This is a genomic window from Cohnella herbarum, from assembly GCF_012849095.1.
GTDB classification, from domain to species: domain Bacteria; phylum Bacillota; class Bacilli; order Paenibacillales; family Paenibacillaceae; genus Cohnella; species Cohnella herbarum.
The window spans coordinates 4489042-4513478 of record NZ_CP051680.1 but is presented as its reverse complement, the minus strand read 5'-3'; the positions used below and the strand labels follow the sequence as shown (position 1 = coordinate 4513478).

The 24437-nt window shown below is 49.8% G+C and carries 30 protein-coding genes; 28 read left to right on the top strand and 2 right to left on the bottom strand.

Annotated elements, in window-relative coordinates; genetic code table 11:
• Nucleotides 1-19: 19 nt before the first annotated feature.
• From rpoB to tuf, 8 genes are all read left to right on the top strand, one after another.
• Nucleotides 20-3565, top strand: a complete 3546-nt coding sequence (rpoB, locus tag HH215_RS19245; RefSeq protein WP_169281362.1) for a DNA-directed RNA polymerase subunit beta — start codon at nucleotides 20-22, stop codon at nucleotides 3563-3565.
• A gap of 110 nt (nucleotides 3566-3675) precedes the next feature.
• The gene (gene rpoC, locus HH215_RS19240; RefSeq protein ID WP_169281361.1) at nucleotides 3676-7299 is read left to right on the top strand and encodes a DNA-directed RNA polymerase subunit beta'; all 3624 of its coding nucleotides are present in this window, start codon (nucleotides 3676-3678) and stop codon (nucleotides 7297-7299) included.
• An 81-nt stretch (nucleotides 7300-7380) separates the two neighbouring features.
• Complete coding sequence (locus HH215_RS19235) at nucleotides 7381-8274, top strand: ATP-binding cassette domain-containing protein (protein ID WP_169281360.1); 894 nt, start codon at nucleotides 7381-7383, stop codon at nucleotides 8272-8274.
• On the top strand, nucleotides 8271-8975 hold the full coding sequence (locus HH215_RS19230) for a hypothetical protein (RefSeq protein ID WP_169281359.1): 705 nt from the start codon (nucleotides 8271-8273) through the stop codon (nucleotides 8973-8975). The genes HH215_RS19235 and HH215_RS19230 overlap by 4 nt, the downstream gene beginning before the upstream one ends.
• Nucleotides 8976-9327: 352 nt before the next feature.
• Entirely contained in the window at nucleotides 9328-9750 is a 423-nt protein-coding gene (gene rpsL, locus HH215_RS19225; RefSeq protein ID WP_169281358.1) for a 30S ribosomal protein S12, read from the top strand.
• 63 nt (nucleotides 9751-9813) lie between these two features.
• A complete protein-coding gene (rpsG, locus tag HH215_RS19220; protein ID WP_169281357.1) occupies nucleotides 9814-10284 on the top strand; it encodes a 30S ribosomal protein S7 in 471 nt (156 codons plus the stop codon).
• Between the two features lie 39 nt (nucleotides 10285-10323).
• Nucleotides 10324-12399 carry an elongation factor G gene (fusA, locus tag HH215_RS19215; RefSeq protein ID WP_169281356.1) on the top strand — a complete coding sequence of 692 codons (2076 nt, stop codon included), beginning with the start codon at nucleotides 10324-10326 and terminating at the stop codon, nucleotides 12397-12399.
• 96 nt (nucleotides 12400-12495) lie between these two features.
• Nucleotides 12496-13689 (top strand): elongation factor Tu, encoded by a 1194-nt coding sequence (tuf, locus tag HH215_RS19210; RefSeq protein ID WP_169281355.1) that lies wholly within the window; start codon nucleotides 12496-12498, stop codon nucleotides 13687-13689.
• Nucleotides 13690-13774: 85 nt separating this feature from the next.
• Here the strand turns inward: tuf and HH215_RS19205 are convergent, their stop codons facing one another.
• Both HH215_RS19205 and HH215_RS19200 read right to left on the bottom strand, forming a co-directional pair.
• Entirely contained in the window at nucleotides 13775-14362 is a 588-nt protein-coding gene (locus HH215_RS19205; RefSeq protein WP_169281354.1) for a YitT family protein, read from the bottom strand.
• Nucleotides 14363-14447: 85 nt separating this feature from the next.
• Complete coding sequence (locus tag HH215_RS19200; protein WP_169281353.1) at nucleotides 14448-15143, bottom strand: DUF421 domain-containing protein; 696 nt, start codon at nucleotides 15141-15143, stop codon at nucleotides 14448-14450.
• A 314-nt stretch (nucleotides 15144-15457) separates the two neighbouring features.
• Here HH215_RS19200 and rpsJ point away from each other — a divergent pair, with 314 nt between their 5' ends.
• The 20 genes from rpsJ to rpmD all read left to right on the top strand — a co-directional run bounded on the left by rpsJ (nucleotide 15458) and on the right by rpmD (nucleotide 24421).
• The gene (gene rpsJ, locus HH215_RS19195; RefSeq protein ID WP_027087350.1) at nucleotides 15458-15766 is read left to right on the top strand and encodes a 30S ribosomal protein S10; all 309 of its coding nucleotides are present in this window, start codon (nucleotides 15458-15460) and stop codon (nucleotides 15764-15766) included.
• A 45-nt stretch (nucleotides 15767-15811) separates the two neighbouring features.
• Nucleotides 15812-16438 carry a 50S ribosomal protein L3 gene (gene rplC, locus HH215_RS19190; protein WP_169281352.1) on the top strand — a complete coding sequence of 209 codons (627 nt, stop codon included), beginning with the start codon at nucleotides 15812-15814 and terminating at the stop codon, nucleotides 16436-16438.
• A 31-nt stretch (nucleotides 16439-16469) separates the two neighbouring features.
• Nucleotides 16470-17093 (top strand): 50S ribosomal protein L4, encoded by a 624-nt coding sequence (rplD, locus tag HH215_RS19185; RefSeq protein WP_169281351.1) that lies wholly within the window; start codon nucleotides 16470-16472, stop codon nucleotides 17091-17093.
• Complete coding sequence (rplW, locus tag HH215_RS19180; RefSeq protein WP_169281350.1) at nucleotides 17093-17386, top strand: 50S ribosomal protein L23; 294 nt, start codon at nucleotides 17093-17095, stop codon at nucleotides 17384-17386. The genes rplD and rplW overlap by 1 nt, the downstream gene beginning before the upstream one ends.
• A 29-nt stretch (nucleotides 17387-17415) precedes the next feature.
• A complete protein-coding gene (gene rplB / locus HH215_RS19175; RefSeq protein WP_169281349.1) occupies nucleotides 17416-18246 on the top strand; it encodes a 50S ribosomal protein L2 in 831 nt (276 codons plus the stop codon).
• 67 nt (nucleotides 18247-18313) lie between these two features.
• Nucleotides 18314-18595, top strand: coding sequence for a 30S ribosomal protein S19 (rpsS, locus tag HH215_RS19170; RefSeq protein WP_135153599.1), 282 nt, complete (start codon nucleotides 18314-18316; stop codon nucleotides 18593-18595).
• 90 nt (nucleotides 18596-18685) lie between these two features.
• Nucleotides 18686-19024 (top strand): 50S ribosomal protein L22, encoded by a 339-nt coding sequence (rplV, locus tag HH215_RS19165; RefSeq protein WP_169281348.1) that lies wholly within the window; start codon nucleotides 18686-18688, stop codon nucleotides 19022-19024.
• Between the two features lie 13 nt (nucleotides 19025-19037).
• Entirely contained in the window at nucleotides 19038-19700 is a 663-nt protein-coding gene (gene rpsC / locus HH215_RS19160; RefSeq protein ID WP_169281347.1) for a 30S ribosomal protein S3, read from the top strand.
• Between the two features lie 2 nt (nucleotides 19701-19702).
• On the top strand, nucleotides 19703-20140 hold the full coding sequence (gene rplP / locus HH215_RS19155) for a 50S ribosomal protein L16 (protein WP_169281346.1): 438 nt from the start codon (nucleotides 19703-19705) through the stop codon (nucleotides 20138-20140).
• The gene (rpmC, locus tag HH215_RS19150; RefSeq protein ID WP_041066918.1) at nucleotides 20127-20324 is read left to right on the top strand and encodes a 50S ribosomal protein L29; all 198 of its coding nucleotides are present in this window, start codon (nucleotides 20127-20129) and stop codon (nucleotides 20322-20324) included. The genes rplP and rpmC overlap by 14 nt, the downstream gene beginning before the upstream one ends.
• Before the next feature lie 23 nt (nucleotides 20325-20347).
• Nucleotides 20348-20614: a 30S ribosomal protein S17 gene (gene rpsQ, locus HH215_RS19145; protein ID WP_169281345.1), complete on the top strand. Its 267-nt coding sequence runs from the start codon at nucleotides 20348-20350 to the stop codon at nucleotides 20612-20614.
• A gap of 36 nt (nucleotides 20615-20650) precedes the next feature.
• On the top strand, nucleotides 20651-21019 hold the full coding sequence (gene rplN / locus HH215_RS19140; RefSeq protein WP_169281344.1) for a 50S ribosomal protein L14: 369 nt from the start codon (nucleotides 20651-20653) through the stop codon (nucleotides 21017-21019).
• A 45-nt stretch (nucleotides 21020-21064) separates the two neighbouring features.
• The gene (gene rplX / locus HH215_RS19135; protein WP_217362225.1) at nucleotides 21065-21418 is read left to right on the top strand and encodes a 50S ribosomal protein L24; all 354 of its coding nucleotides are present in this window, start codon (nucleotides 21065-21067) and stop codon (nucleotides 21416-21418) included.
• Nucleotides 21419-21453: 35 nt separating this feature from the next.
• A complete protein-coding gene (rplE, locus tag HH215_RS19130; protein WP_169281343.1) occupies nucleotides 21454-21996 on the top strand; it encodes a 50S ribosomal protein L5 in 543 nt (180 codons plus the stop codon).
• A gap of 51 nt (nucleotides 21997-22047) precedes the next feature.
• Nucleotides 22048-22233, top strand: coding sequence for a type Z 30S ribosomal protein S14 (locus HH215_RS19125; protein WP_169281342.1), 186 nt, complete (start codon nucleotides 22048-22050; stop codon nucleotides 22231-22233).
• Nucleotides 22234-22263: 30 nt separating this feature from the next.
• Nucleotides 22264-22662 (top strand): 30S ribosomal protein S8, encoded by a 399-nt coding sequence (gene rpsH, locus HH215_RS19120; RefSeq protein ID WP_169281341.1) that lies wholly within the window; start codon nucleotides 22264-22266, stop codon nucleotides 22660-22662.
• A gap of 30 nt (nucleotides 22663-22692) precedes the next feature.
• Nucleotides 22693-23235, top strand: a complete 543-nt coding sequence (gene rplF, locus HH215_RS19115; protein WP_169281340.1) for a 50S ribosomal protein L6 — start codon at nucleotides 22693-22695, stop codon at nucleotides 23233-23235.
• 102 nt (nucleotides 23236-23337) lie between these two features.
• A complete protein-coding gene (gene rplR / locus HH215_RS19110; protein ID WP_169281339.1) occupies nucleotides 23338-23703 on the top strand; it encodes a 50S ribosomal protein L18 in 366 nt (121 codons plus the stop codon).
• A gap of 27 nt (nucleotides 23704-23730) precedes the next feature.
• Nucleotides 23731-24228, top strand: coding sequence for a 30S ribosomal protein S5 (gene rpsE / locus HH215_RS19105; protein WP_094050613.1), 498 nt, complete (start codon nucleotides 23731-23733; stop codon nucleotides 24226-24228).
• A gap of 13 nt (nucleotides 24229-24241) precedes the next feature.
• Complete coding sequence (gene rpmD, locus HH215_RS19100) at nucleotides 24242-24421, top strand: 50S ribosomal protein L30 (protein ID WP_169281338.1); 180 nt, start codon at nucleotides 24242-24244, stop codon at nucleotides 24419-24421.
• Nucleotides 24422-24437: the final 16 nt, after the last annotated feature.

Below are 24437 nucleotides of genomic sequence, written 5' to 3'. Positions count from 1 at the left end.
CTTAAGGGGTGAGGTTAAGTTGGCAGGACATCTTGTTCAGTATGGCCGCCGTTCACGGCGCAGCTACGCCCGCATTAATGAAGTGTTGGACGTTCCGAACCTGATCGAAATCCAGCAGCAATCGTACCAGAAGTTTTTGGACGAGGGTTTGCGTGAGATTTTCCAGGATATTTCGCCAATTTCGGATTTCACCGGTAATCTCGTGTTGGAGTTTATCGACTACAGCTTGGGCGAACCGAAGTATTCCGTTGACGAATCGAAAGAACGCGACGTAACCTATGCGGCTCCGCTTCGTGTTAAAGTTCGGTTGCTTAATAAGGAAACCGGCGAGGTTAAAGAACAGGAAGTATTTATGGGCGATTTCCCGCTCATGACCGAAACGGGTACGTTCATTATCAATGGTGCGGAACGTGTTATCGTCAGCCAATTGGTGCGCTCCCCGAGCGTCTACTTCAGTACGAAGGTAGATAAGAACGGCAAGAAAAACTACACGGCTACTGTCATTCCGAATCGTGGAGCATGGCTCGAACTTGAGACGGATGCTAAAGATATCATTTACGTGCGTATAGACCGCACTCGCAAAATTCCGGTAACGGTGCTTCTTCGTTCCTTAGGGTTCGGTACCGACGCGGAGATTTTGGATTTGCTCGGACAAGACGAGTACATTCGCAATACGCTTGAGAAGGATAACACGGATTCTACCGAGAAAGCGCTCATCGAGATTTACGAGCGTCTTCGTCCGGGGGAGCCGCCTACATTGGAGAATGCGCGCAGCTTGCTGATCGCTCGGTTCTTCGATCCTAAGCGTTACGATCTGGCGAATGTCGGTCGTTATAAAGTAAACAAAAAGCTGCACATTAAAAACCGGTTGTTCAATCAGCGTTTAGCGGAAACTCTAGTGGATCCGTCCACGGGCGAGATTATCGCCGAAGCTGGTCAAATGATAGACCGGAGATTGCTGGATCAAATTCTCCCTATGCTGGAGAAAAACGTCGGCTTCAAAAACTACCGAGTAACCGGCGGCGTGTATGAAGCTGAAGATATTCCATTGCAATCGATCAGCATTTTCTCCCCGATCGAAGACGGTAAAGTAGTTAAGGTCATCGCCAACGGCATCATCGACAAGTCGGTGAAGAATATTACGCCTGCGGACATCATCGCGTCCATCAACTACTTTATGAACCTTCTTCAATCCGTAGGGAACACGGACGATATCGACCATCTCGGTAACCGTCGTCTGCGCTCCGTCGGCGAATTGCTGCAAAACCAATTCCGTATCGGTCTATCCCGTATGGAACGCGTCGTGCGCGAGAGAATGTCCATCCAGGACCAGAACGCGATTACGCCTCAGGCGCTAATCAATATTCGTCCCGTTATCGCGGCGATCAAGGAGTTCTTCGGATCTTCCCAATTGTCGCAATTTATGGATCAGACGAACCCGCTTGCGGAACTTACGCATAAGCGTCGTCTATCCGCACTCGGACCCGGCGGTTTGACGCGGGAACGCGCGGGCTTCGAAGTCCGTGACGTCCATCACTCCCACTACGGCCGGATGTGTCCGATCGAGACTCCGGAGGGACCGAACATCGGGTTGATCAACTCCTTGTCTTCCTTCGCCCGGATTAACGAATACGGATTTATCGAAGCGCCTTACCGGAAAGTCGATCCTCATACGAACCGCGTCACGGACGAGATCGTCTATATGACCGCGGACGAAGAGGACAACTATATTATCGCGCAAGCGAACGCGAAAATTAATCCGGACGGATCTTTCATCGAGAAGGAAACGATTGTCCGTTATAACAAGCAAACGGATAATATCCTCACCATGCCGAGCGATCGCGTCGATTACATGGACGTATCCCCTAAGCAAGTCGTTTCGGTTGCGACCGCGATGATTCCGTTCCTCGAGAACGATGACTCCAACCGCGCCCTAATGGGATCGAACATGCAACGTCAAGCGGTACCGTTGCTTATTCCGGAAGCTCCTTTCGTCGGAACGGGTATGGAGCATAAGTCCGCGAAAGACTCCGGGGTATGTATTGTATCCAAATATGACGGATTCATCGAACGAGTTTCTGCCAATGAAATCCAATTGCGTCGGGTCGAGATGATCGAAGGCAAAGAAGTCAAAGGCGATATCGTTAAATACAAGCTTCAGAAGTTCATGCGTTCCAACCAAGGAACTTGCATTAACCAAAGACCGCTCGTTCGTCGCGGCGATGTCATCAAGAAGGGCGACATCATGGCTGACGGTCCTTCCACGGACACAGGCGAGTTGGCTCTTGGACGCAACGTCGTCGTTGCCTTCATGACTTGGGAAGGTTACAACTACGAGGATGCCATCTTGCTTTCCGAGAAATTGGTCCGCGAAGACGTCTACACTTCGATCCATATCGAGGAGTACGAGTCGGAAGCGCGCGATACGAAGCTCGGACCCGAAGAAATCACTCGCGATATTCCGAACGTCGGCGAGGATGCGCTTCGCAACCTTGACGAGCGCGGAATCATCCGCGTAGGCGCCGAGATCAGCGCCGGCGACATCCTGGTAGGTAAAGTTACTCCTAAGGGCGTAACGGAGCTTACGGCGGAAGAGCGCCTGTTGCACGCGATCTTCGGAGAGAAAGCACGCGAAGTGCGCGACACTTCCTTGCGCGTACCGCATGGTACCGACGGAATCGTCGTTGACGTTAAAGTATTTACCCGCGAGAACGGCGACGAGCTGCCTCCTGGCGTAAATCAATTGGTACGTGCCTATATCGCGCAAAAACGGAAAATATCCGAAGGCGATAAAATGGCCGGACGACATGGTAACAAAGGGGTTATCGCCCGCATCCTGCCGGAAGAAGATATGCCGTTCCTGCCGGACGGAACGCCTGTACAAGTCGTTCTGAATCCGCTAGGGGTACCATCCCGGATGAACATCGGCCAAGTGCTCGAAGTTCACTTAGGCATGGCGTGCAAACTGCTAGGCATTCACTCCGCTACGCCGGTATTCGACGGCGCGCGCGAAACGGACGTATTCGATGCCATGGAAGAAGCCGGCATGAAACGTAACGGGAAGTGGCAACTGCGCGACGGACGTTCAGGAGAATTGTTCGAACGCGAAGTTACGGTTGGCGTTATGTACATGATCAAACTGGCTCACATGGTCGACGATAAAATTCATGCCCGTTCCACGGGTCCTTACTCTCTCGTTACGCAACAGCCTCTGGGCGGTAAAGCCCAGTTCGGCGGACAACGATTCGGGGAGATGGAAGTTTGGGCGTTGGAGGCGTATGGCGCCGCTTATACGCTGCAAGAAATCTTGACCGTCAAATCCGATGACGTCGTCGGTCGCGTTAAAACCTACGAATCGATCGTCAAGGGCGAGAACGTACCGGAGCCGGGCGTTCCCGAGTCCTTCAAAGTATTGATCAAGGAGCTTCAAAGCTTAGGCATGGACGTGAAGATCTTGTCCGGCGACGAGCAAGAGATCGAAATGAAAGAAATGGACGACGAAGAAGATACCGCTGGAGATAAGCTAAACCTTAACCTAGAGGGCTCTGAAGTCGGTGTCGAATAACCGGAAAGGGGTAGCTATAGCAGCTACCCCTCCGATATCGCATGACGCCGGGCCTTCGGGGCCGTCGTTAAGATCTGAAATCTTAGCAACGATGAAGGAGGGCTTGCTCCTTGTTAGACGTCAATAACTTTGAGTTTATGAAGATCGGTTTGGCTTCACCGGACAAAATCCGGTCGTGGTCGAGAGGCGAAGTCAAAAAGCCGGAAACGATAAACTACCGGACCTTGAAGCCGGAAAAAGAAGGCCTGTTCTGCGAAAAGATTTTCGGGCCGACCAAGGACTGGGAATGTCATTGCGGTAAATACAAAAGAGTTCGTTACAAAGGCGTCGTCTGCGATCGTTGCGGCGTCGAAGTCACGCGCGCGAAAGTTCGCCGCGAACGGATGGGCCATATCGAATTGGCGGCTCCGGTTTCGCATATCTGGTATTTCAAAGGAATTCCAAGCCGTATGGGGCTTGCTCTCGATATGTCTCCGCGCTCCTTGGAAGAGATCATCTATTTCGCATCTTACGTCGTAACGGATCCGGGCGATACGCCTCTCGAGAAGAAGCAACTTCTTTCCGAGAAGGAATACCGGAGCTATCGCGATAAGTACGGTTACGCGTTCCATGCTGGCATGGGTGCGGAAGCCGTTAAGAGATTGCTGCAAGACATCGACCTTGATCGCGAGTTAGAGACGCTCAGGGAAGATCTTCGCACGGCGCAAGGTCAACGCCGTAACCGCGCGATTAAACGTCTGGAAGTCGTGGAATCGTTCCGTAACTCCGGCAACCTGCCGGATTGGATGATTCTAGACGTGTTGCCGGTCATTCCTCCCGAACTGCGTCCTATGGTTCAATTGGATGGCGGACGTTTCGCAACAAGCGACTTGAACGACCTGTACCGCCGCGTTATTAACCGGAACAACCGTTTGAAACGTTTGCTTGATCTGGGCGCGCCGGATATTATCGTTCAGAACGAGAAGCGGATGCTTCAAGAAGCGGTTGACGCGTTGATCGACAACGGTCGTCGCGGCCGTCCCGTTACGGGTCCGGGTAACCGTCCGTTGAAATCTCTCAGCCATATGCTGAAAGGTAAACAAGGACGTTTCCGTCAGAACTTGCTCGGTAAACGGGTCGACTATTCCGGACGTTCCGTTATCGTCGTAGGACCAAGCTTGAGAATGTACCAATGCGGTCTGCCTAAAGAGATGGCGTTGGAGTTGTTCAAGCCTTTCGTAATGAAAGAACTCGTGTTGAAGGGTCTAGCCCACAACATTAAGAGCGCGAAACGCAAAGTTGAACGGGTTAGCCCGGAAGTATGGGATGTCCTCGAGGAAGTCATCAAGGAACATCCAGTGCTGCTCAACCGTGCGCCAACGCTTCATAGACTCGGTATCCAAGCTTTCGAACCGATCTTGGTCGAAGGCCGCGCCATTAAGCTTCATCCGCTCGTATGTACGGCTTACAATGCCGACTTCGACGGTGACCAAATGGCCGTTCACGTTCCGTTGTCCGCCGAAGCTCAAGCCGAAGCGCGCTTGCTGATGCTTGCCGCAGGTAACATCTTGAACCCTAAAGACGGTAAGCCGGTCGTTACTCCTTCCCAGGATATGGTTCTCGGATGCTTCTACCTGACGATGGATAACAACAAATCTTACGGTACGGGTCTTCGTTTTGCGAACGTCAACGAAGCGGTCTCCGCTTATCAACGCGGAACTGCAGGCATTTCGTTGCATGCCCGTGTCATTATCCCGGTTAAAGAGTTGAAGAAAAAGACCTTTACTCCGGAACAGCAGGAAGCGCTGATCGTTACGACGATCGGAAAAATCATCTTCAACGAAATTTTCCCGGAAACGTTCCCTTACATCAACGAAGCGACCAAAGAAAACTTGGTCAAAGGAACGCCGGACAAATACTTCATCTACGACAAAGGCGCGGATCTCAACAAGTTTATCGATGATCCTGCCGTGCCGGGAGCCGTAGGTAAAGAGTACTTGGGTAATATCATCGGCGAATGCTTCCGAATTTACCATACGACGAAGACGTCCGTCATACTGGATAACATCAAGCAGCTCGGATTTACGTATTCGACTCGCGCGGGCATCACGATCGGCGTATCCGACGTTATCGTTCCTCAAGAGAAGGTACAGATTCTGGCGAAATCCGAAGAACGCGTATCCGTCGTCGCGACGCAATATCGCCGCGGTTTGATTACGAACGAAGAGCGTCGGGATCGCGTTATCGAGATCTGGAGCAAAACGAAGGACGAACTGACGGATATTCTGATGAAGTCCATGGATCGTTACAACAACATCATGTTGATGGTCGACTCCAAAGCGCGGGGTAACAAATCGCAAATCACCCAATTGGGCGGTATGCGGGGTCTGATGGCCAACCCGTCCGGTCGTATCATCGAGTTGCCGATCAAATCGAACTTCCGCGAAGGTCTGACCGTATTGGAGTACTTCATCTCCACTCACGGAGCGCGTAAAGGTCTTGCCGATACCGCCCTTCGTACAGCCGATTCCGGTTACTTGACTCGTCGTCTCGTAGACGTCGCGCAAGACGTAATCGTTCGCGAGGACAATTGCGGAACGGACAAAGGAATTACGGTTTCCCGCATCGAGGACGGCAAAGAGGTCATCGAGGACTTGTTCGACCGTATTGAAGGCAGATATGCTTTCGAAACGATTCGTCATCCGGAAACGAAAGAAGTTATCGTTAATCGTAACGATTTGATCGACACGCCTAAAGCGGAAGAGATCATACATGCAGGCATCAAGAAAGTTCAGATTCGTTCCGTTCTTAGCTGCCGCGCCCGTCATGGCGTATGTAAGCTTTGTTATGGACGTAACCTGGCGACGGGCAAGAAAGTCGAAATCGGGGAAGCGGTCGGGATTATCGCCGCGCAATCCATCGGGGAACCGGGAACGCAGCTCACAATGCGTACGTTCCATACCGGCGGTGTTGCAGGGGACGATATCACGCAAGGTTTGCCGCGGATTCAAGAGCTCTTCGAAGCTCGGAATCCGAAAGGTCAAGCTATTATCTCCGAGCTTGACGGCGTAGTTAAAGAAATTCGCGAAACGAAGGATCGTCGCGAAATCGAGCTTCAGGGCGGAGCGGAATCCAAAATCTACCCTGTCAGCTACGGTTCGCGCATTCGCGTCACTCAAGGACAGCAAGTAGAAGCAGGAGACGAGTTGACGGACGGTTCGATCGATCCGAAAGAAATGCTTCGCATCAAAGGTATTCGCGGCGTGCAGAACTACATTCTGCAAGAGGTACAACGCGTTTACCGTAACCAAGGCGTTGAAATCAACGATAAGCACGTCGAGGTTATGATCAAGCAGATGCTCCGTAAGATTCGGATCGTTGATCCGGGCGACACGCCATTGCTGCCGGGCGCATTCGTGGATCTCCACGAATACGAAGCGGCAAACCGCGAAGCGATCCTTTCCGACAAGGAACCGGCCGTTGCGCGTCCAGTGCTCCTCGGGATCACGAAAGCGTCGCTCGAAACCGATTCGTTCCTATCCGCGGCATCCTTCCAAGAGACCACTCGCGTTCTGACCGATGCGGCTATCAAAGGCAAAGTCGACAGATTGCTCGGACTCAAGGAGAACGTCATTATCGGGAAACTCATTCCGGCAGGGACAGGTATGGCGCGTTATCGCAACATCCGCGTCGTTTCGCCATTTGACGAACCGACCGATGAATCCGCCGAGCTTGAACCGGTTGGCGTAGAGTAACAACTTCAGACAGATGAACTGGCGGATACCTGCAAGGGTATCCGCTTTTTTACACCCATTTTTTCGCGCGGAGGTCGCTTTATGACACAACCTTTGATTAAGCTGGACGAAATCGTCTGCAGATACGGATCCAAAGAAGTTCTGAAGAGGTTATCTCTAACGGTCTGCGATTGCGAAGTGACGGCCATTGTCGGAAGCAACGGTTCCGGAAAGAGCACGTTGTTAAAAATGATAAGCGGATACGGGCAGTTTAATCAGGGGAGCAGGAAAGAAGTTACGGCGTTAAAAAAACTGTCGATCGGGTTCGTGCCGGACGGGTTTCCTCGAATGCGATTTACCGCGGAGGAGTATTTGCGCAGCATGGGTAAAATGAGAGGAATGGCAAATGAATCGTTAGAGCGAAGGATAGCCGAGCTATTGCTTCAATTCGGGTTGAATGTCACTTCTCGACAGCAGCTTCGCCATTACTCGAAAGGGATGCTCCAGAAGGTAAATCTGATGCAAGCCTTATTGGAAGAGCCGGATCTCTTACTGTTGGACGAGCCGTTATCGGGATTGGATATCCAGACGCAAGACGAACTCATCGGAGTGCTTCTTTTACTTAAGAAAAAAGGGATGGCTATCGTATTATCCACGCACGAGAGAGAGGTAATCGATCGGATAGCGGATCGGGTTGTCACCTTGAAAGACGGAGTCGTAGGTAACGACTATAGAATCGCTAGGCAGAAGCCGGTAAGCCAAAAAATGATCACTTTCGATCTCGATGAAGAGCAAACCCGGAAATGTATGGAGAAGTTTTCAACGATCATCGTTCGGAGTCACGCCAATCATAGATGGAGTATCGAGATCGATTCATCGTTGAGCGATCGGTTTCTGCAAGCGATTCTTAACGAGGGGGCTTCCGTCGTCTCCGTGGAAAATGATGAAATGGCGGTAAAACCATATGGTCAAACGAAGCAGGGGGTCGCGATATGAGGGCGGCGGTCGGATATTCATTCCGATATTATGCGAGATCCTATAGGTTTGTCGCTCCGCTGTTAATGTTCGGAATCATTCTATTGTTTATATATGGCGTTGTACCTAACCCTGTTATGTCGAGCTACTCGCTTACGTCTACAATGCTGTTCGTCGTTGCTGCTTGGCTCGGGTTTGGATATATCGATGCGGAGGATGAGACGCAGCAATTAATTACGGTCATGCATATCGGAAACGTGATCAAATATTATCTATACAAGCTAATGGTTATAATGCTTATCTGTATGGTTTTGTCGTTCATTTGCGTACTGTACCCGATTGCGTTCGATAAGTTCGACAGGCAGCCTTCGTTGTCGGAAAGCGTCATCGCGTATTTGAGCCACGGCTTTTTGGCTTTGCTTGGCCTATCGATATCCATCCTGTTTACGAATAAGCTTGTCGGGAAGCTGAGCTATGCGATATTAGGAATCTTCTTAACCATCGCAATAGCTCTTGCGGGCGCAGGGATAGCCAAGGCTTTGCCAGAGTATGCAAGCGGGCTGGCGTGGTTGCTGCCGCCTCTATTCCGAACGATGGAAACGTTGAATCGGTATGAAGAGGCAACGGCCTTGGACATCGCTTTGTCGGTGACGGCGCCTTTATTGTATAGCGGCATATTGCTTGGGATATTCCTTGTTAGCATGAAGAAGAGGCTATTCTAGTTCATAGGCATTTGAATGCTTATTATCCTTGACACACCCAAATTGAAGTGATAATATATCATAGTGTGTGCCAGACGTGCGTCATACTGACGTACATCGATACGGTGCGATCCTAAGTAAAAAGTGTGACATTGAGTCGGCGAGGCTACTGCCGCAGCCGTTGGGGAATAGAATTGATGGGTTTGATTCGGTCATGGATCACGGAAAAGCGATTTTCATGTGTGAAGCTGGTCGGTCGGGCCCTTTCTCGTCTCTCAAAATGAACCACCTGGATCTGTGGGCTTCGCAAAGGGGTATCGGTTGAGTCGTTTACTAATTATTTTTTTACCGATTACGGGAAGGGGGTGGCAGCATGCCAACAATTAACCAGCTAGTTCGTAAAGGCCGTCAATCGAAGGTCGTAAAATCGAAATCTCCTGCTCTTCAAAGAGGGTTCAACGCGTTGAAACGCGTAGAAACTGAATTGAGCGCGCCTCAAAAACGCGGAGTGTGCACTCGTGTAGGAACGATGACTCCGAAAAAACCGAACTCCGCACTTCGTAAATACGCAAGGGTCCGTTTGACCAACCGCGTTGAGGTGACCGCCTACATTGGGGGGATCGGCCATAACTTGCAAGAGCATAGCGTTGTTCTTGTTCGCGGAGGCCGGGTTAAAGACTTGCCGGGGGTTCGTTATCATATCGTTCGCGGAGCGTTGGATACCGCAGGCGTTAACAACCGGAAACAAGCTCGTTCCAAATACGGTACGAAAAGACCGAAAGTTAAAAAATCCTAATAAGCGGAAGGGCGACTTTATCGCCTGACGCGGAACAACATGAATGAGAAAGGAGGAACTTCGATGCCACGTAAAGGACCAGTTCCGAAACGGGATGTACTCCCGGATCCGCTGTACAACAGCAAACTTGTTACTCGTCTCGTAAACCGCATCATGATCGACGGAAAGAAGGGCGTAGCCCAACAACTTCTGTATGATGCGTTCACATTGATTCAAGAGCGCTCCGGTAAAGAACCAATGGAGGTTTTTGAAGCAGCAATCAAGAACATCATGCCGGTGCTTGAGGTTAAAGCTCGCCGCGTAGGTGGAGCAAACTATCAAGTTCCAATTGAAGTTAAGCCTGAACGCCGCACGTCCCTTGGACTGCGCTGGCTCGTTAACTACTCCCGCAACCGCGGAGAGAAGACGATGGAAGAGCGTTTAGCAGCTGAAATTCTGGATGCTTCCAATAACACTGGAGCAGCCGTTAAGAAGCGTGAGGATACTCACAAAATGGCGGAAGCGAACAAAGCATTCGCTCACTACCGTTGGTAGAATTCGCTTAAGCAACACAAATGAAGGGAGACTATATCGATGGCTAGAGAGTTCTCCTTGCAAAATACGCGTAATATCGGGATTATGGCGCATATTGATGCGGGTAAAACCACGACTACGGAACGGATTTTGTTCTACACCGGACGAGTTCATAAGATCGGCGAAGTGCACGAAGGCGCCGCTACGATGGACTGGATGGAGCAAGAGCAAGAGCGTGGCATCACGATTACATCGGCCGCTACGACCGCTCAATGGTCTGGACACCGTATCAATATTATCGACACCCCGGGTCACGTTGACTTCACGGTAGAAGTCGAGCGCTCCTTGCGCGTATTGGATGGGGCTGTTGGCGTGTTCAGCGCCAAAGAAGGCGTTGAACCACAGTCCGAAACGGTATGGCGTCAAGCCGACCGTTACGGCGTACCGCGTATCGCTTATGTTAATAAGATGGATATTATCGGTGCGGACTACCTTAACGTTATTACTTCCATGAAAGAACGCTTGAACGCGAACGCTGTAGCGATTCAATTGCCTATGGGCGCCGAAGATGTTTTTGTAGGGATGATCGACCTTGTTGAACGGGTTGCTTATAAATACAAAGACGATCAAGGTAAGGATCCAGAGAAAATTGCGATTCCTGCAGAGTATGAAGCTCAAGTGGAAGAACTACGCGCTATCTTGGTAGAGAAAGTTGCAGAACTGGATGAAGACTTGACGATGAAATTCTTGGAGGGTGAAGAACTCACGATCCCGGAAATCAAAGCAGCTCTTCGTAAAGGCGTCTGTGAAGTGAAAATCTTCCCGGTCGTATGCGGCTCCTCTTACCGTAACAAAGGCGTTCAGCCGATGTTGGATGCTGTAGTTGATTACCTGCCGTCTCCTCTAGACGTACCTTCTATCACAGGTCATTTAGAAGACGGTACGGAAACAGTTCGTAAGTCTTCGGACGCCGAACCTTTCGCTGCATTAGCGTTTAAGATTATGACTGACCCTTACGTTGGTCGTCTGACTTTCTTCCGCGTATACTCCGGCGTACTGAGCGCAGGCTCTTACGTTGTAAACGCGACGAAAGGCAAACGCGAACGCGTCGGCCGTATTCTGCAAATGCATGCGAACAGCCGTCAAGAAATCGCCGAAGTTTACTCCGGTGATATCGCGGCAGCCGTCGGTCTGAAAGATACGACGACTGGAGACACGCTGTGCGACGAGAAACATCCGGTAATCCTGGAATCGATGAACTTCCCTGAGCCGGTTATCCAACTTGCGGTTGAGCCTAAAACGAAAGCCGACCAAGATAAAATGGGTATCGCTCTGCAGAAGCTCGCTGAGGAAGATCCTACGTTCCGTGCTCACACGGACGAAGAAACCGGCCAAACGATCATCTCCGGTATGGGCGAGCTTCACTTGGAAATCCTTGTTGACCGTATGCTTCGCGAATTCAAAGTGGAGACGAATGTTGGTAAACCGCAAGTTGCTTACCGTGAAACATTCCGTGTCCCTGCGAAAGTCGAAGGTAAGTTCGTTCGCCAATCCGGTGGACGCGGTCAATACGGCCATTGCTGGATCGAGTTCGAACCGCGTGAGCCAGGCGAAGGCTTCTTGTTCGAGAACAAAGTCGTCGGCGGCGTAGTACCACGCGAGTTTATCGCGCCAGTACAAGCCGGTATCGAAGAATCAATGAAAAATGGCGTACTCGCAGGCTTCCCGCTTGTTGATATTAAAGCCACTATCGTTGACGGATCGTACCATGACGTCGACTCCTCGGAGATGGCGTTCAAAATTGCTGGATCGATGGCGCTTAAAGCGGCTAAGGACAAATGTAGCCCTTGCTTGCTTGAGCCGATCATGAAGGTTGAAGTAACGGTTCCCGAAGAGTACTTCGGCGATGTTATGGGCATGCTGAGTTCCCGTCGCGGTCGCATCGAAGGATCCGATATGCGTTTCGGCGCACAAATCGTTCGCGCGAAGGTGCCGTTGGCAGAGATGTTCGGATACTCCACAACGCTTCGTTCCGGTACGCAAGGCCGTGGGGTGTTCTCGATGGAACTGTCCCACTACGAAGAAGTACCGAAATCGATCTCCGAAGAGATCATTTCCAAGTACAAAGGCGTATAAGCAAGTTATTGAAAGTAGACGGTTAGGAGATGGCATAAGCCGTCTTCGCCCGTCATCAAAATAAATCCTTTTACTCATTAAGGAGGAACAGTATCCATGGCTAAGGCTAAATTCGAACGTAACAAACCACACATCAATATCGGAACTATCGGTCACGTTGACCACGGTAAAACTACAACTACGGCTGCAATCACTTCGGTATTGAACAAAAAATACGGCAGCGGTGCTGCAGTAGCGTTTGATCAAATCGACAAAGCTCCAGAAGAGCGCGAGCGTGGAATTACAATTTCCACAGCACACGTTGAGTACGAAACTCCTAACCGTCACTACGCACACGTTGACTGCCCAGGACATGCTGACTATGTTAAAAACATGATCACCGGTGCTGCTCAAATGGACGGAGCGATCCTGGTTGTATCCGCTGCTGACGGCCCTATGCCGCAAACGCGCGAGCACATCTTGCTTTCCAAGCAAGTAGGCGTTCCTTACATCGTCGTATTCTTGAACAAATGCGACATGGTTGAAGACGAAGAGTTGCTTGAACTCGTTGAGATGGAAGTTCGCGACCTTCTTAGCGAATATGAGTTCCCGGGCGATGATACTCCAATCATCCGCGGTGCTGCTCGTGAAGCTCTTGCTAACCCTGATGGTCCTTGGGCTGACAAAATCCTTGAGTTGTTCGAAGCGATCGACAGCTATATCCCAACTCCTGAGCGCGCAACTGACAAGCCTTTCTTGATGCCTGTTGAGGATGTGTTCACAATCACTGGTCGTGGTACTGTTGCTACAGGCCGTGTTGAGCGTGGTATCATCAAAGTTGGCGACGAGGCTGAAATCATCGGTTTGCAAGAAGAAACTCGCAAATCCGTTGTAACGGGCGTAGAAATGTTCCGCAAATTGCTTGATCAAGCTCAAGCCGGCGACAACATCGGAGCATTGCTTCGTGGTGTAGACCGTAAAGACATCGAGCGTGGCCAAGTAATCGCGAAGCCAGGTTCCGTTAAACCCCATACTGAGTTCACAGCTCAAATCTACGTTCTGACTTCCGGTGAGGGTGGCCGTCACAAGCCTTTCTTCACAGGTTACCGTCCGCAGTTCTACTTCCGGACAACAGACGTAACTGGTATCATCAACCTGCCTGAAGGCACTGAGATGGTTATGCCTGGCGATAACATCGAAGTTACTGTACAACTGATTTCGCCAATCGCCGTTGAAGAAGGTACTCGTTTCGCTATCCGCGAAGGCGGTCGTACTGTAGGCGCAGGCGCAGTTGCTTCTATCCAAAAATAAGCGACTTTCCAATAAAGAAGAGCTATCCAAGGCTTAATCGCCTAGATAGCTCTTCTTTTTCTTCTATATAATGTTCGTTACGTTATTAGTAGGAGAAATACTTTGTCGTGCATAAACTTGTCGCTAACCCGCCCGAGCTAATTGTGGCGACGGAAAGAAAGAATGTATCCACCGAAAATAAGAAACCTCCTATGCTAACGACAACCGCGTCCATAATAAGAATTAAAATCCCTACGTTAATACGCAATCTACCGGCAAGCAGTTTGGCTAATAGATCGATTCCGCCCGTGCTTGTGTCGAACCTGAGTAAAACACCGAAGCCGATGCCTATGCATAGTCCTCCGACGATCGATGCGATAAACGGATAATCATGTATTAATGATCCCAGCGGATTATAAGGATCGAACAGATCGATGAAGTAGGACAGGAAGATCATCCCGAATAAGCTGTGAAAGAAGATGGATTTGTCTTTGAACCAAGTGTAAACGAATACGGGCAAGCTGCAGAGGATGAGCAGGAGACCGACTTTGACTCCGAATAAATAGTTTCCTATGAGAGCAATGCCGATCAGTCCTCCGTCTAACACCTTGATGGGCATTAAGAAAAAATCAATGCCCATTGCGATCAATATGCTGCCTATGACGATAACAACGACTTTTTGGAGCGAAAGCAAGCACGATCAGTCCCTTCAATGCAACCTGTCTTATCTATATGGGAGATAAGGGCTGTCCATGACGAGGAACCGGGAATTTGTTATCTCAGTGAGCATTAATGGAATCTTCGTAAGGATCCAGGTAAAGCTTGTTCTGCGAATCGACCTGGGCGAAATAGATACGTTCCACTTTCGTACCCAGTTTCTCAAGCTTCGCATTAAGCCAGTTTTCATTCAAGCCAACCCGTTTCAAGGAATCCTCAAGAATTTTGCCGTCCATAATGACGGACATGCTGAATTTCTCGGGCGTGACGGGGAGATTAATGTCCGAAGGCGTCAACGGTTGATGCTCTTTCTTCAATAGAACGTTTAGTTCCCCGCTTGTATCCATTACGGCGAATTCGACTTGCGAGACATCGAAGACGTTTTTCATCCTTAACATCTCTAACAACTCGTCGGAAGTAATACGTTCCTTCTTCATGTTGTTCTCGAGAATTTTTCCATTTTGCATAATGATAGTCGGTTTGCCGTCGAGTATATCTCTGGCTTTCTTGCTCTTAAGCTGCAGAAATTCGATCCCTAATGAAACCGCAACCCAAACGGACATGGCCACGATCCCGATCACCCAATTCGAATCCGTGTCCAGGGATAGATAAGCGGCCAAGTTGCCGATCGATATTCCGGTTATATACTCGAAGAGCGATAGTTGAGAAATCTGCCTCTTCCCCAGAATGCGAGTTAGAATGAACAAGATAACAACGGCCATTAAAGTCCGTAGCGCAACCTCTAGCCAATCTGGCATTGTGTAACCTCCGTATTATCCATGTGGATTATCAGTGAACAACTCATCCGATACAGTGTTTCCCAACGATTACGACACCATGTAAAGCAAAAATATGCACGTAAAAGCCCCTATGGAATGTTTAGAAAAAAAATGTTGCAATCGGTTGGGCAGATCGCTATAATAGTGAATGTTGGTCTGTGACTGTGCGTTGATGTGAGAGGTTGCCGACACACCCGGCCCCTTTGCCATAAAGGAAGCCAACTGGTGATTGTCGGGTTATTCTCACGGAGTATGTCCGATTCCAAAATTGGGCGAATGAAGGAGGGAATTCTATGGCTAAGCAAAAGATCCGTATCCGTTTGAAAGCCTACGACCACCGTATCCTGGATCAATCCGCGGAGAAAATCGTAGAAACGGCAAAACGTACAGGTGCTGGTGTATCTGGACCGATTCCGTTGCCGACCGAAAAGCAGATCATTACGATCCTGCGTGCGGTGCACAAATACAAGGATTCGCGTGAGCAATTCGAAATGCGTACGCACAAGCGTTTGATTGATATCGTCAATCCTACGCCGCAAACAGTCGATGCGCTAATGCGCCTTGATCTGCCGTCCGGCGTTGATATCGAAATCAAGCTTTAAATGTAGCAAGAAGTAAATTAGATCCATCAGAAAAGAGGTGTCAACATGTCAGGAATCTTGGGACGTAAACTCGGAATGACGCAAATATTCGCAGCTGACGGCAATGTAGTGCCGGTTACTGTGGTAGAAGCAACTCCGAACGTCGTATTGCAAAAGAAATCCGCCGATAACGACGGATACGAAGCGGTACAGCTCGGCTTCGCGGATAAACGCGAGAAGCTAGCAACTAAACCAGCCATTGGCCATGCTAAGAAAGCAGGCACTGGACCCAAGCGCTTCATTCGCGAAGTTAGCGGACTTACACCGGCTGACTTGGAAGTTGGTCAAGAACTTAAAGTTGACCAGTTCTCCGAAGGCGATATCGTTGACGTAACTGGGGTTTCCAAAGGTAAAGGAACGACAGGCGCAATCAAACGTTGGGGCTTCCAACGCGGTAAGATGACGCACGGTTCCAAGTATCACCGCGGTAACGGTTCGCTCGCGACCATTCGTGACGCAAACCGCGTGCCAAAAGGTAAGAAAATGCACGGCCGTATGGGTAGCGAAACGATCACCGTACAAAACCTCGAAATCGTTAAAGTCGATCTTGAGCGTAACGTATTGCTGATCAAAGGCTCCGTACCGGGCGCTCGTAACAGTTTTCTCAAAATCCGCTCAGCGGTGAAGAAATAATTCGTAATGTATGAGGAAAGGAGGACCACTCATGCCGAAAGTATCCGTATTTAACGTTGACGGCAAAGAAGTTGGACAATTGGATCTGGCAGAAGGAGTATTCGGTTTAGAGCCGAACGTTCACGTATTGCACAGCGCCGTATTGCTTCAACAAGCTTCGCTTCGCTCGGGCACGCACGATACGAAAGGTCGTTCGGAAGTGCGCGGAGGCGGACGTAAGCCATGGAAACAAAAAGGAACTGGCCGCGCTCGTCAAGGTAGTATTCGTTCGCCGCAATGGAAAGGCGGCGGTATCGTATTCGGACCAACGCCACGCAGCTATGGCTTCAAATTGCCTCGCAAAGTACGTCGTTTGGCGATTAAATCCGCGTTGTCCAGCAAAGTTGTGGATAACCAAATCATCGTTCTTGATCAGCTGAGCTTGTCCCAACCGAAAACGAAGGACATTGCAAAGCTCTTGAACAACCTCAAAGTATCCCGTAAAGCTCTAGTAGTAACGGCTGACTTTGATAATAACGTGGCCCTGTCCGCGCGTAATATCCCAGGCGTTAAATTCGTTTCCGCCGAAGGAATCAACGTGCTTGACGTGATGAAACATGATCAATTGATCATCACGAAGGATGCAGTCGCTAAAGTTGAGGAGGTGTTCGCGTAATGAAAAACCCCCGCGATCTAATCAAACGGCCGGTTGTTACCGAACGCACAAGCGACTTTTTGGATCAACGCAAATACGTGTTTGAAGTTGACTTGAGAGCCAACAAAACCGAAATTAAACAAGCCATCGAGCAGATCTTCAAAGTGAAAGTCGTTGGCGTAAATACACTCAGAATGCCTGCGAAGCCTAAACGCTACGGCAGACATAGCGGCTATACTTCCGAATGGAAAAAAGCGATCGTGCAGCTTTCTGCAGATAGCAAACCGCTTGAGTTCTTCGAATCCTCTGTATAATAAGTCTCTAAAGTAAGGAGGGAATCCAATTGCCAGTCAAAAAGTTTAATCCGACAACGGCCAGTCGTCGTCAAATGACGATCGCAACGTTCGAAGAGATTACGGCAACAGAGCCGGAAAAATCCTTGCTCGCGCCGTTATTCAAACGCGCAGGCCGTAATAACCAAGGTAAAATTACCGTTCGTCATCACGGCGGCGGACATAAGCGTAAGTACCGGATTATCGATTTCAAGCGCACGAAGGACGGCATTCCCGGCCGCGTGGCTTCGATCGAATACGATCCGAACCGTACTTCCTACATCGCTCTGATCAACTATGCAGACGGTGAGAAAACTTACATCATCGCGCCTAAAGGCCTTAAAGTTAATGATGTAATCACGTCCGGTCCATCGGCTGACATCAAAGTAGGTAACGCGCTTCCGTTGGAAAACATTCCGGTCGGTACGGTTATCCACAACATCGAGCTTAAACCAGGCAAAGGCGGCCAATTGGTTCGCGCAGCCGGTACGAGCGCTCAATTGCTCGGTAAAGAAGAAACTTACGTTACCATTCGTTTGACATCCGGCGAGATTCGCCGCATTCTCAAAACTTGCCGCGCAACTATCGGTACTGTCGGTAACCAAGATCACGAATTGCTGAACATTGGTAAAGCAGGACGTAATCGTTGGTTAGGCAAACGCCCTACGGTTCGTGGAGTTGTAATGAACCCGAACGATCACCCACACGGTGGTGGTGAAGGCCGTGCGCCAATCGGACGTAAATCCCCGCTTTCTCCATGGGGCCAACCAACGCTTGGCTACAAAACGCGCAAGAAGAAAAAAGCTTCGAGCAAATATATCGTTCGTCGTCGCAGCAAGTAATTGTCCGGCGGCATGAACGAATGAGAAATGCAATGCGTGAAAACCGCGTTGAAGGGAGGAGCATTCCATGGGTCGCAGTTTGAAAAAAGGACCTTTCGTGGATGGCTATCTACTGAAAAAAGTGGAAGAACTGTCCGGTTCGAATAAAAAAGTCGTTATCAAAACTTGGTCTCGTCGCTCGACGATATTCCCACAGTTCGTGGGTCAAACGTTCGCTGTATACGATGGACGTAAGCACGTGCCTGTATACGTGTCGGAAGACATGGTAGGTCACAAGTTGGGCGAATTCGCGCCAACGCGTACATTCAAAGGACATACGGACGACGATAAGAAAACGGGCAAGCGATAATTTTAACCCTACGAAGTGCGATTAAGTAAAGTGCGCCAAGCCGTTACCATTTAATCGTCACGATACGTACGTAAGGGAGGAGGTACACCGATGTCTCAGCAAGCGAAAGCTGTTGTGAATAACATTCGCATTCCGGCTCGTAAAGTCCGCCTGGTCGTAGACCTGATCCGCGGTAAAAAAGTCGGCGATGCGGTTGCTATTCTGCGTCATACACCGCGTTCGGCATCTCCGGTTCTCGAGAAACTCTTGAACTCTGCCATTGCGAACGCTGAACACAACTACCAGCTCGACGTGAACAAATTGGTCGTGTCCGAAGCCTTCGTTAACGAAGGTCCGACGATGAAACGATTCCAACCACGTTCCCAAGGTCGCGCATTCAGTATTTTCAAGCGTTCCAGCCACATTACGCTGGTCGTATCTGAGAAATAAGGAGGGACAACGTGTGGGTCAAAAAGTAAATCCCGTCGGTCTTCGCATCGGCATTATCCGTGATTGGGAATCCAAATGGTATGCTGAAAAAGATTTCGGCACTCTTCTAATCGAAGATGTCAAAATCCGCGAATTCCTTAAGAAGAAGTTGAAGGAAGCCGCAGTATCCAAAATCGAAATCGAACGTGCCGCTAACCGCGTTAACGTTACGATTCACACTGCTAAGCCGGGTATCGTAATCGGTAAGGGCGGCGCTGAAGTAGAAGTGCTTCGCGGCCAACTTACGAAAATCACGAACGGCAAGAAAGTGCACATCAATATCTCCGAGATCAAAAACCCGGAAATGGACGCTATCCTGGTTGCCGAGAGCATCGCGCAACAACTGGAACGCCGCGTTTCATTCCGCCGCGCGATGAAACAAGCTATGCAACGTACGCAACGCGCTGGCGCGAAAGGAATCAAAACATCCGTTAGTGGTCGTCTGGGCGGAGCGGAAATTGCTCGTCAAGAAGGATACAGCGAAGGTACTGTGCCATTGCACACACTCCGCGCTGATATCGATTACGGAACGGCGGAAGCACATACGACTTATGGCCGCATCGGCGTAAAAGTATGGATCTACCGTGGCGAAGTCCTTCCGACGAAGAAAAGAGCTGCTGAGGAAGGAGGCAACTGATCATGTTGGTCCCTAAACGCGTAAAACACCGCAAAGTACACCGCGGTAAAATGAGAGGCCAAGCTAAAGGCGGCGCTGAAGTTCACTTCGGCGAATACGGTCTGCAAGCAATGGAGCCTTCTTGGATAACGAACCGTCAAATCGAGGCTGCGCGTATCGCGATGACTCGTTATATTAAACGGGGCGGTAAAGTTTGGATCAAAATTTTCCCTTCGAAACCGATCACCCAAAAACCTCTTGAGGTTCGGATGGGTAGCGGTAAAGGTAACGTAGAAGCATGGGTTGCCGTTGTGAAACCGGGCAAAGTATTGTTCGAGCTCGCAGGCGTATCCGAGGAGATCGCACGTGAAGCGATGCGTCTTGCTGCGCACAAGTTGCCGATCAAGACGAAGTTTGTGAAACGTGAAGAACTGGGTGGTGAAGCAAATGAAAGCCAGTGAATTTCGCAACCTGACATCGGCGGAACTCGAACAGAAGATCGCCGGCTTCAAGGATGAGCTGTTCAACCTCCGCTTCCAACTGGCTACTGGCCAACTGGATAACCCGCACCGCCTTGGCGATCTGCGGAAAGAAATTGCTCGGGCTAAAACCATTTTGCGCGAGCGTGAACTCGGCATCGGCTAAAACCCGGGAAAAGGAGGATTACCATGAGCGAACGCAACAACAATCGTAAAGTGCAGATTGGTAAGGTCGTCAGCGACAAAATGGATAAAACGATTGTGGTAGCTGTTGAAACGTACAAAAAACACAGCTTGTACCACAAACGGATTAAATACACGAAGAAATTCAAAGCGCATGACGAAACTAATGATGCAAAAATCGGCGACACAGTGAGAATCATGGAGACCCGCCCTTTGTCGAAAGACAAAACATGGCGCTTGGTCGAAATCGTCGAGAAAGCCGTATTGGCCTAAGAGACTCTCACCTGTAACTGAAAGGAGGACCTTGCGATGATTCAACCGTTTACGCGTCTGGCCGTTGCCGACAACTCCGGCGCGAAAGAATTGATGTGTATCCGCGTGCTTGGTGGCACAGGACGCCGCGTAGGACATATCGGTGATATGATCGTATGCTCCGTTAAACAAGCAACACCAGGCGGCGTTGTCAAAAAAGGCGACGTAGTCAAATGCGTTATCGTTCGTACGAAACGTTCGGTACGCCGTAAAGACGGATCTTACATCGCGTTCGACGAGAACGCTGCTGTAATCGTTAAAGAAGACAAGAGCCCGCGCGGTACCCGGATCTTCGGACCAGTTGCCCGTGAGCTTCGCGAACACGACTTCATGAAAATCATTTCCCTGGCACCGGAAGTTCTCTAACATTCCGGAACGCACCGATGGAGAAACACTCAAGGAGGTGTACCCATGCCCCGTCTGAAAAAAGTGCTTGAATCGCACAACAATAAACTGCACGTGAAAAAAGACGATAACATCATCGTCATCTCGGGCAAAGACAAAGGCAAGAAAGGCCGCATTATCGCAGCGTATCCGCGCGAAAATCGCGTACTTGTCGAGGGCGTCAATATGGTGAAACGCCATACGCGTCCAAACCCAACGAACCAACAAGGCGGTATCATCGAGCGCGAAGCGCCGATTCACGTGTCTAACGTGATGCATATCGATCCTAAAAGCGGCAAACCAACTCGCGTTGGCAGCAAAACGCTTGATAACGGCAAAAAAGTCCGGGTAGCTAAACGCTCCGGAGAACTGATCGACTAATCGCAGTAAGAACGGAAAGGAGGTCACTGTGACTCATGGCAGCAAGAATGAAGGAACGTTTCCTGAATGAAATCACTCCTGCTCTTATGCAGAAGTTTAGCTACAAATCCGTCATGCAAGTGCCGAAAATCGAGAAAGTCGTCCTGAACATGGGTGTCGGCGAAGCGGTTTCGAACTCCAAAATCATGGATTTCGCGGTAGAGGACATGCAGAAGATTGTTGGTCAAAAGCCGGTAATCACTCGCTCCAAAAAATCGATCGCGGGCTTCCGCTTGCGTGAGAACTTGCCGATCGGCGTTAAAGTAACGCTTCGTGGCGAACGGATGTATTACTTCCTGGATAAATTGTTCAACATTTCTCTTCCTCGCGTACGTGACTTTCACGGCGTATCGACCAAATCGTTCGATGGCCGCGGAAACTACACGCTCGGTTTGAAAGAACAATTGATTTTCCCGGAAATCGAGTATGACAAGATTGATAAAGTTCGCGGGATGGATATCGTCATCGTAACGACTGCACAATCGGACGAAGAAGCGCGTGAGCTGCTCACCCAATTGGGTATGCCGTTTGCGAAGTGACGATAGCCCGGTCAATGAGCAAAAGGTATTCTAATGGAGGTGTGAAAGCAAGTGGCAAAAACGTCGATGAAAATCAAGCAACAGCGTACGCCGAAGTTTAAAGTCCAGGCTTACACGCGTTGCGAACGTTGCGGACGTCCGCATTCCGTTTTGCAAAAATTCAAGATCTGCCGGATCTGTTTCCGTGAATTGGCATATAAAGGCCAGATTCCTGGCGTCAAAAAAGCGAGCTGGTAATCAGCCTAGTTCGGGAAGGAGGTTTACCCCATGGTTATGTCTGATCCTATTGCAGATATGTTGACGAGGATTCGCAACGCGAATCTCGTGCGTCATGAGTCGGTGGAATTGCCTGCGTCTACGGTTAAGAAGCAAATTGCTGAAATCCTGAAACGTGAAGGTTTTATCCGCGACGCTGAATATGTAGAAGATAACAAGCAAGGTTTGATCCGCATTTTCTTGAAATACGGTGCGAACAACGAGCGCGTTATCACGGGTCTTAAACGCATTAGCAAACCAGGTTTGCGCGTTTATACGAAATCTACTGAAGTACCGCGTGTGTTGGGTGGCCTCGGCATCGCGATCATTTCCACATCTAAAGGCATCATCACCGATAAGGAAGCCCGTCAAGGGAAGTCCGGCGGAGAAGTGCTTTGCTACGTTTGGTAATTTAACTGTCACACGATTGGAGGTGTACCTATGTCCCGTATTGGACGCAAACCGATTCAGGTGCCTAACGGCGTGAACGTGAACCTGGACAACAACGTAATTACGATTAAAGGACCTAAAGGAACTTTGTCCCGCGTACTTCACAGCGATATGAAGGTTTCCTACGAGTCCGATGTTATTACTGTTGAACGTCCTTCCGATAACAAACTTCACCGCTCGCTGCACGGCACGACTCGCAGCGTAGTTGCCAACATGGTAAACGGCGTAACCGAAGGTTACATCAGAAACCTTGATCTGGTAGGTGTAGGTTACCGTGCTAGTAAATCCGGCGAGAAGCTGGTATTGAACGTTGGTTACTCTCACCCGGTCGAAATCGTACCGGCTAGCGGCATTGAATTCGAAGTGCCGGCACAAAACAAAATCATCGTTAAAGGCATCGATAAAGAAGCCGTCGGTGAAATTGCTGCTAAGATCCGCGCTGTTCGTCCTCCGGAGCCGTATAAAGGTAAAGGAATCAAGTACGAAGGCGAACGCATTATTCGTAAAGAAGGTAAGGCCGGTAAGAAGAAGTAAGCTTAATGCGGCTTAATGCCGCACGTGACAACCGAACGCAACGAACGTTGCTTATAACGGTTGCACTTTAAGCAACGAACACGAAAGGAGTGAACCATGCGGATGATTACTAAAGCCGATAAGAATAAAGCTCGTCTCAAACGGCACCTTCGGGTACGTAAGAAAATCAGCGGGACTAACGAACGTCCACGTCTGTCCGTGTTCCGTTCTTCCAAGCATATCTATGCTCAACTGATCGATGACGTTAAAGGCGTAACGCTTGCTAGCGCATCTACGGTTGACAAAGAGCTTGCTGAAGTAGGTAACGGCGGCAACGTCGAGTCTGCTCGCAAAGTTGGCGAATTGATCGCTAAACGCGCAATTGATAAAGGATACAATAACGTCGTGTTCGATCGTGGCGGTTACTTGTATCACGGACGTATTCAAGCACTGGCGGACGCTGCACGCGAAGCCGGATTACAGTTTTAATTACTTTTTCACAAGGAGGTAAACGACTTGCGTGTAGATCCGAATACATTGGAACTAACCGAAAAAATGGTTCAAATCAATCGTGTCTCCAAAGTCGTCAAAGGCGGACGTCGCTTTAGTTTCAGCGCACTCGTCGTTGTCGGAGACGGCAAAGGATGGGTTGGCGCCGGAATCGGTAAAGCTTCCGAAGTTCCAGACGCAATCCGTAAGGGCGTCGATGACGCTAAGAAAAATCTTGTATTCGTACCACTCGTTGGAACGACAATTCCACACGCCGTTACGGGAAGTTTCGGCGCCGGCAAAGTGCTGCTGAAACCAGCATCCGAAGGTACGGGCGTTATCGCGGGCGGTCCTGTCCGCGCGGTGCTCGAACTTGCTGGAGTCGGCGATATTTTGACGAAATCGCTGGGTTCCTCCAACTCCATTAACATGGTCAATGCGACGTTGGAAGGTTTATCCCGCCTCAAACGCGCCGAAGACGTAGCGAAACTGCGCGGCAAAACCGTAGCAGAGCTATTCCGTTAAGGAGGGGAAACAGATGGCACAGCTTCAAATTACCCTCGTTCGTAGCTTGATCGGCCGTCCTGAGAATCAACGTGCAACGGTGAAATCTCTGGGCCTCGGCAAGTTGCATACGTCCGTAGTAAGAGAAGACAATGTCGCGACTCGCGGCATGATCAATACGGTTATCCATTTGGTAGAAGTCAAAGAAGTTTAAGTAAATCAAGCATAAT